Below are 7,419 nucleotides of genomic sequence, written 5' to 3'. Positions count from 1 at the left end.
GTGCGCGACATGTACGGCCTGGTGCCGGTTGGCCTGCCTGACGAGCGTCGCCTGGTGCTGCCGGACGACTGGCCGGATGAACTCTATCCGCTGCGCAAGGACAGCATGGACTACCGCCAGCGCCCGGCCCCAACCACCGACAGCGAAACCTACGAGTTCATCAACGAGCTGGGCAGCAAGAAGAATAACGTGGTGCCGATTGGCCCGCTGCACGTTACCTCTGACGAACCGGGCCACTTCCGCCTGTTCGTCGACGGCGAGAACATTATCGACGCCGACTACCGCCTGTTCTACGTCCACCGCGGCATGGAGAAGCTGGCGGAGACCCGCATGGGCTACAACGAAGTCACGTTTCTTTCTGACCGCGTGTGCGGCATCTGCGGCTTTGCCCACAGCACCGCCTACACCACCTCGGTGGAAAACGGCATGGGGATCGTGGTGCCGGAACGCGCGCAGATGATCCGCGCCATTCTGCTGGAGGTGGAGCGCCTGCACTCGCACCTGCTGAACCTCGGCCTGGCCTGCCATTTCGTCGGATTTGACTCCGGGTTTATGCAGTTCTTCCGCGTGCGCGAGGCGTCGATGAAGATGGCGGAGATCCTTACCGGGGCGCGTAAAACCTACGGCCTGAACCTGATCGGCGGGATCCGCCGCGACCTGCTGAAAGACGACATGATCCAGACCCGCCAGCTGGCGCAGCAGATGCGCCGGGACGTGCAGGAGCTGGTGGATATGCTGCTCAGCACGCCCAACATTGAGCAGCGCACCGTCGGGATTGGTCGTCTTGACCCGGAAATCGCCCGCGACTTCAGTAACGTTGGTCCGATGGTGCGCGCCAGCGGCCACGCCCGCGATACCCGCGCCGATCACCCGTTCGTCGGCTACGGCCTGCTGCCGATGACCGTGCACAGCGAGCAGGGCTGCGACGTCATCTCCCGTCTGAAGGTGCGCATCAACGAGGTATTCACCGCGCTGAACATGATCGACTACGGCCTCGATAACCTGCCGGGCGGCCCGCTGATGGTGGAAGGCTTCACCTACATTCCAAACCGCTTTGCCCTCGGCTTTGCCGAAGCGCCGCGCGGGGACGACATCCACTGGAGCATGACCGGCGACAACCAGAAGCTCTACCGCTGGCGCTGCCGTGCGGCGACCTACGCCAACTGGCCAACCCTGCGCTACATGCTTCGCGGCAACACGGTCTCCGACGCGCCGCTGATCATCGGCAGCCTCGACCCGTGTTACTCCTGCACCGACCGCATGACCGTCGTGGACGTGCGCAAGAAGAAAAGCCAGGTGGTGCCGTACAAAGAGCTTGAGCGCTACAGCATCGAACGTAAGAACTCGCCGCTGAAATAAGGATTCGCCATGTTTACCTTTATCAAAAAAGTGATCAAAACCGGCGCGCAGACCAGCGGTTATCCGCTGGAGCCGATCCCGGTTGATAAAAACTTTCGCGGCAAGCCGGAGCACAACCCGCAGCAGTGCATCGGCTGCGCGGCCTGCGTCAACGCCTGCCCGTCGAATGCCTTAACGGTGGAAACGGACCTGAAAACCGGCGAGCTGGCCTGGCAGTTTAACCTCGGGCGCTGCATCTTCTGCGGCCGCTGCGAGGAGGTCTGCCCGACGGTCGCCATTCGCCTGTCTCAGGAGTACGAGCTGGCGGTGTGGAAAAAAGAGGACTTCCTCCAGCAATCGCGCTTTGCGCTGTGCAACTGCCGCGTCTGCAAGCGTCCGTTCGCCGTGCAAAAAGAGATCGACTACGCCATCGCGCTGCTGAAGCACAACGGCGACGTCCGCGCGGAGCATCACCGTGAAAGCTTCGAAACCTGCCCGGAGTGCAAGCGTCAGAAATGCCTGCTGCCGTCTGACCGCATCGATTTAACCCGCCATATGAGAGAGGCCAGCTGATGGAAAACTTACTCGGCCCGCGCGACGCTAACGGCATTCCGGTGCCGCTGACGGTGGAGGAGTCCATCGCCAGCATGAAGGCGTCGCTGCTGAAAAAAATCAAACGCTCGGCCTACGTCTATCGCGTGGACTGCGGTGGCTGCAACGGCTGCGAGATTGAGATCTTCGCTACGCTGTCGCCGCTGTTTGACGCCGAGCGCTTCGGCATCAAGGTGGTGCCGTCCCCGCGCCACGCGGATATCCTGCTGTTCACCGGCGCGGTCACCCGCGCGATGCGCTCGCCTGCGCTACGCGCCTGGCAGTCTGCACCGGATCCGAAAATCTGCATCTCCTACGGTGCCTGCGGCAACAGCGGCGGCATCTTCCACGATCTTTACTGCGTCTGGGGCGGTACCGACAAAATCGTGCCGGTGGACGTCTACATTCCGGGCTGCCCGCCGACGCCCGCCGCCACGCTGTACGGTTTTGCCATGGCGCTCGGCCTGCTGGAGCAGAAGATCCACGCCCGCGAGCCAGGCGAGCTGGACAACCAGCCAGCCACTATCCTGCACCCGGATATGGTGCAACCGCTGCGGGTGAAGATCGACCGCACGGCACGCAGGCTGGCGGGCTACCGCTACGGACGCCAGATTGCCGACGATTATCTGCGTCTGCTCAGCCAGGGCGACCATCAGGTAGCGCGCTGGCTGGAGGCCGAGAACGATCCGCGTCTCAATGAGATCGTGGCGAACCTGAACAACATTGTGGATGAGGCGCGTATCCGATGAGTGAAACGGTGGTGTTCAGCCAGCTGAGCCGTAAGTTTATTGATGAGAACGATGCCACGCCGGATGCGGCGCAGCAGGTGGTCTATTACAGCCTGGCGATTGGGCACCACCTCGGGGTGATCGACTGCCTGGAGGCTGCGTTAACCTGCCCGTGGCCGGAATACCTGGCGTGGATCGCCACGCTGGAGGAGGGCAGTACGGCGCGGCGCAAGATGGAGGGCGTGCCGAAGTATGGCGAGATCGTCATCGACGCCAACCACATTGCGATGCTCGCTAACGCCTTTGACGCGGCGCTGAGCGTACAAACCCCGGCGCAGCAGGCGTGGAGCAAAACGCTGCTCGGCATGCTGCACGATATTCATCAGGAGAGCGCCATCTACCTGATGGTGAGGAGATTACGTGACTGACGTTTTACTGTGTGTCGGCAACAGCATGATGGGCGACGACGGCGCGGGTCCGCTGCTGGCGGAACTGTGCGCCGCAAACCCGCCGGGCAACTGGGTGGTGATTGACGGCGGCAGCGCGCCGGAAAACGACGTGGTCGCCATCCGTGAACTGCATCCGGACAGGCTGTTAATCGTCGATGCCACCGATATGGGGCTTAATCCCGGCGAGATCCGCCTGATTGACCCGGACGACATCGCCGAGATGTTTATGATGACCACCCACAATATGCCGCTGAACTACCTGGTGGATCAGATCAAAGACGACGTGGGCGAGGTGCTGTTTTTGGGCATTCAGCCGGATATTGTCGGGTTTTATTACCCGATGACGCCGCCGGTGAAAGAGGCGGTGGAGGGGGTGTATTCACGGCTTGCAGGGTGGGTTGGGGATGGAGGTTTTTCTCCGCTCTGAGCAGTGCCGGGTGGCGGCTTCGCCTTACCCGGCCTACCAAACCCATCTCCCTCTCCCTGTGGGAGAGGGCTGGGGTGAGGGCAACAGGCTACTCGAGATCCCCCCCGTTACTCGCAATCACCTTCTTATACCATCCGAACGATTTCTTGCGTTTCCGTTCCAGCGTGCCGTTCCCGGCGTCGTCGCGGTCGACGTAGACAAATCCATAGCGCTTGCTCATCTCCCCGGTTGAGGCCGAGACCAGGTCAATGCAGCCCCAGGTGGTGTAGCCCAGCAGCGGAACGCCGTCCTCAATCGCGTCGCCCATCGCGCGGATGTGCTCGCGCAGGTAGCTGATGCGGTAGTCGTCGTTAATCTCACCGTTTTCATCAACGACATCTTTCGCCCCGAGGCCGTTTTCCACCAGGAACAGCGGCTTCTGGTAGCGGTCGTACATCATGTTCATAGTGATGCGCAGGCCGAGCGGGTCGATACCCCAGCCCCACTCGCTCACCTGAATGTGCGGGTTGCGCAGGGACTTCACGATGTTCGCCGCGCTGGTGTTGCCCGCGTTCATGTCCGCCGACGCGCAGCGCGAGGCGTAGTAGCTGAACGAGACAAAGTCGACGGTATTTTTCAGCAGTTCGTCATCGCCCGGGTCTTTCACAATCACGACGCCTTTTTCGCGGAACACGCGGGCAGAGTAGGCCGGATAGCTGCCGCGCGCCTGCACGTCGATAAAAAACAGGTTCTCGCGGTCTTTCTCCAGCGCCATCCACACGTCTTCCGGCTTGCAGGAGTAGGGGTAGAAGTTACCGCCCGCCAGCATGCAGCCGACCTGATTTTCCGGGTTCACCTCGTGGGCAATTTTGGTCGCCAGCGCGCTCGCCACCAGCTCGTGGTGCGCGGCCTGGTATTTCACCTGGTCTTCGTTTTCACCTTCCTCAAACACCAGCCCCGCGCCGGAAAAGGGGCTGTGCAGCATGATGTTGATTTCGTTGAAGGTCAGCCAGTATTTCACCAGCCCGTTAAACTCTTCGAAGCAGGTGCGGGCGTAGCGGGCGAAGAAATCGACCATCTTGCGGTTGCGCCAGGAGCCGTACTCCGTCACCAGGTGCATCGGCACGTCAAAGTGGCAGAGGGTCACCAGCGGCTCGATGTTGTACTTTTTGCACTCCTCGAACACCGCGCGGTAAAAGGCAATGCCTTCTTTGTTCGGCAGCGGCTCGTCGCCGTTCGGATAGAGGCGGCTCCAGGCGATCGAGGTGCGGAACACCGTAAAGCCCATCTCCGCCATCAGGGCGATGTCCTCTTTATAGCGATGGTAAAAATCAATCGCCTCGTGGCTCGGGTAGAACTCGTCGTCACGCAGCGAGAAACGCTTTTCCTTACCGAGCTTCACTGCCAGGCGATTCGCGCCGTGGGGGATCATATCGACCGTCGTCAGTCCTTTGCCGCCTTCACGGTAAGCCCCTTCACTCTGGTTGGCGGCAAGCGCGCCGCCCCATAAAAATCCTTGTGGAAAAACAGACATTCTTACCTCGCTTTCAGTTTATGCTTCTGCTGCTTTGTTCTGTACCGGTGCGGTTTGCAGGGCGCGTGCTTTTTCGGCTTCGTCTTCTACCGGGATATCCTCAAACCCTAACAGCAGGGTCAACACAAACGACAGCACCACTGCCAAACCCATCACGCCAAACACCCAGACGATGGTCATCGGGTTGGCCGGGTCGAAGAACTGCACGCTGGTAAACAGCCCCGGCGCCGCCATCGAATGGCTGGCAAGACCGGCCATTCCTGCCACCGCGCCGCAGATAAAGCCGCTGATCAGACTCGCAATCAGCGGACGCTTCAGGCGTACCGCCACGCCGTACAGGGCCGGTTCAGAGATCCCCGCCATGATGGCGGAGGCCGCCGCGGCCAGCGCCGTCTGGCGCAGCTCCGGGTTTTTGGTTTTCCACGCTACCGCCAGCGATGAACCGCCGAGCGACAGGTTGGCGCCGATTTCCGACGGCATCACCATCCCTTCTTTGCCCGTTTCGGCAATGGTCTGGATGATGGTCGGCGTAAACACGCGGTGCATCCCGGTCATCACCAGCAGCGGCCACAGCGCGCCCATAATGGCAACGGAGAGCCAGCCCAGATAGCCGTGAATGGTGTAGACCAGCGCGGAGATGGCGCTGCCGATCCAGATCCCCAGCGGGCCAATCAGCACGATGGCGAGCGGGGCGGCAATCAGCACGATCAGCATCGGCTTGAGGAAGTTTTTCGTCACCGCCGGGGTAATGCGATCCACCCAGCGTTCGATGTACGACAGGCACCAGGTCATCACCAGCGCCGGGATAACGGTATAGGTGTATTTCACCGCCGTCACCGGAATGAACGCGAACTCAACGTGCTCGCCCTGCGCGGCCTTGGCCATCAGCTCGATAAAGCTCGGGTGAACCAGCACGCCCGCGATGGCGATTGCCAGGGACATGTTGGTTTTGAACTTCACCGCTGCGGAAGCCGCCACCATCAGCGGCAGGAAGAAGAACGCGCCGTCGCCGATAACGGTCAGGATCGTCAGCGTCGGGTCACCTTTGCCCAGCACGCCGGTCATCTCAAGGATCATCGCCAGCAGCTTGACCATCGACCCGCCGATGATCGCCGGGATCAGCGGAGACATAGTGCCGATCAGCGCGTCGAGGATCCCGGCGCCAATCCGGCGCAGCGTGAGCTTCTGTGGACCTTCCGCTACGGCAGGTTGCAGGTTGGCGGGCAGCAGGCTCACCACTTCACGGTATGCCTGGGACACGGTGTTGCCGATGATCACCTGGCACTGGTTGTCGTTGCGCACCACGCCGAGCACGCCGCTGATGCTTTTCAGGCGCGCGGTGTCGGTAAGGCTTTCGTCTTTCAGAACGAAGCGCAGGCGCGTCATGCAGTGGGTGACGGCGACGATGTTCTCTTTACCGCCCAGCGCGCTAACAACGTCGTTTGCCAGCGCAGCGTAATTTTTTGCCATCGGATGTGATCCTGTTATCGTTGTGAGAAGTGTAGGAAACCGGTTTCACATAATCATCATGAGTTTCTTTTAATGAAACAAGACCACTTTTTATGCATTTTTTCGTTTCGTGATGACGATCACTCGTGGCCGTAAAAAGCGTGATAACGCCGCTGCGACAATTTTTCTGCGGTGAAGTACACTGCGGCTCATCGGTTTTGAATGGAATAACACTATGACCACCATGCTGGAAGTGGCGAAGCGGGCAGGCGTGTCGAAAGCGACGGTCTCCCGGGTGCTGTCGGGGAACGGTTACGTCAGCCAGGAGACGAAAGACCGCGTGTTTCAGGCCATCGAAGAGAGTGGGTATCGCCCCAATCTGCTGGCGCGAAACCTGGCGACCAAACGCACCCAGACCCTGGGGCTGGTGGTGACAAACACCCTGTACCATGGGGTCTACTTTAGCGAGCTGCTGTTTAACGCCGCGCGGATGACGGAAGAGAAGGGGCGTCAGCTGATCCTGGCGGACGGCAAGCACAGCGCCGAAGAGGAGCGCGAGGCGATCCAGTACCTGCTCGACATGCGCTGCGACGCGGTAATCATCTACCCGCGTTTTCTGAGCGTGGAAGCGCTGGACGAAATTATTGAGAAATGCGAGCAGCCGATTATGGTGCTCAACCGCCGTTTGCGGAAAAACAGCAGCCACAGCGTCTGGTCCGATCATAAAGCGTCGTGTCAGGACGCGGTATCGCAGCTGATCGCGAAAGGCCACCGGGAGATTGCGTTTATCACCGGTTCGCTGGATTCCCCCACCGGGGTGGAGCGTCTTTCCGGCTACAAGGACGCGCTGGCGCAGCACGGGATTGCAGTTCGTGACGCGCTGATCGCCGAAGGGAAGTGGAGCCCGGCCAGCGGCGCGGCGGC

Annotated in this window: 8 protein-coding genes; 6 read left to right on the top strand and 2 right to left on the bottom strand. The window is 60.7% G+C overall.

What is annotated here, in order from left to right; translation table 11 throughout:
* The 5 genes from hycE to hycI form a co-directional block, all read left to right on the top strand.
* A partial coding sequence (hycE, locus tag DD606_RS23050) for a formate hydrogenlyase subunit HycE (protein ID WP_129259215.1) occupies positions 1-1,359 on the top strand: 1,359 nt, incomplete at its 5' end.
* A gap of 9 nt (positions 1,360-1,368) precedes the next feature.
* Positions 1,369-1,911 (top strand): formate hydrogenlyase complex iron-sulfur subunit, encoded by a 543-nt coding sequence (locus DD606_RS23045; protein ID WP_129259213.1) that lies wholly within the window; start codon positions 1,369-1,371, stop codon positions 1,909-1,911.
* A complete protein-coding gene (locus DD606_RS23040) occupies positions 1,911-2,678 on the top strand; it encodes an NADH-quinone oxidoreductase subunit B family protein (protein ID WP_003862141.1) in 768 nt (255 codons plus the stop codon). The genes DD606_RS23045 and DD606_RS23040 overlap by 1 nt, the downstream gene beginning before the upstream one ends.
* Positions 2,675-3,085 (top strand): formate hydrogenlyase maturation HycH family protein, encoded by a 411-nt coding sequence (locus tag DD606_RS23035; RefSeq protein ID WP_003862143.1) that lies wholly within the window; start codon positions 2,675-2,677, stop codon positions 3,083-3,085. The genes DD606_RS23040 and DD606_RS23035 overlap by 4 nt, the downstream gene beginning before the upstream one ends.
* A complete protein-coding gene (gene hycI / locus DD606_RS23030) occupies positions 3,078-3,533 on the top strand; it encodes a hydrogenase maturation peptidase HycI (protein ID WP_003862145.1) in 456 nt (151 codons plus the stop codon). Before DD606_RS23035 ends, hycI begins: the two co-directional genes overlap by 8 nt.
* 88 nt (positions 3,534-3,621) lie before the next feature.
* On the opposite strand, the gene DD606_RS23025 is transcribed toward hycI, so the two are convergent.
* Together DD606_RS23025 and ascF are read right to left on the bottom strand one after the other, a co-directional pair.
* Complete coding sequence (locus DD606_RS23025) at positions 3,622-5,046, bottom strand: 6-phospho-beta-glucosidase (RefSeq protein ID WP_129259211.1); 1,425 nt, start codon at positions 5,044-5,046, stop codon at positions 3,622-3,624.
* An 18-nt stretch (positions 5,047-5,064) separates the two neighbouring features.
* A complete protein-coding gene (ascF, locus tag DD606_RS23020) occupies positions 5,065-6,516 on the bottom strand; it encodes a PTS cellobiose/arbutin/salicin transporter subunit IIBC (RefSeq protein WP_023314719.1) in 1,452 nt (483 codons plus the stop codon).
* Positions 6,517-6,730: 214 nt separating this feature from the next.
* On the opposite strand from ascF, the gene DD606_RS23015 reads away from it, so the two are divergent.
* Positions 6,731-7,419 (top strand): LacI family DNA-binding transcriptional regulator (locus DD606_RS23015; protein ID WP_139158340.1); only part of this gene is annotated, 689 nt, incomplete at its 3' end.

This window comes from Enterobacter cloacae complex sp. GF14B (assembly GCF_004136805.1).
Lineage (GTDB): Bacteria > Pseudomonadota > Gammaproteobacteria > Enterobacterales > Enterobacteriaceae > Enterobacter > Enterobacter hormaechei_C.
Note: the sequence above shows the minus strand (reverse complement) of the source record. Positions and strands in the feature narration are given on the sequence as shown.

Coding starts and splice junctions, on each gene's coding strand:
- DD606_RS23035 (WP_003862143.1), top strand. CDS start 2,675: ATGAGTGAAACGGTGGTGTTCAGCCAGCTGAGCCGTAAGTTTATTGAT.
- DD606_RS23040 (WP_003862141.1), top strand. CDS start 1,911: ATGGAAAACTTACTCGGCCCGCGCGACGCTAACGGCATTCCGGTGCCG.
- ascF (WP_023314719.1), bottom strand. CDS start 6,516: ATGGCAAAAAATTACGCTGCGCTGGCAAACGACGTTGTTAGCGCGCTG.
- DD606_RS23045 (WP_129259213.1), top strand. CDS start 1,369: ATGTTTACCTTTATCAAAAAAGTGATCAAAACCGGCGCGCAGACCAGC.
- DD606_RS23025 (WP_129259211.1), bottom strand. CDS start 5,046: ATGTCTGTTTTTCCACAAGGATTTTTATGGGGCGGCGCGCTTGCCGCC.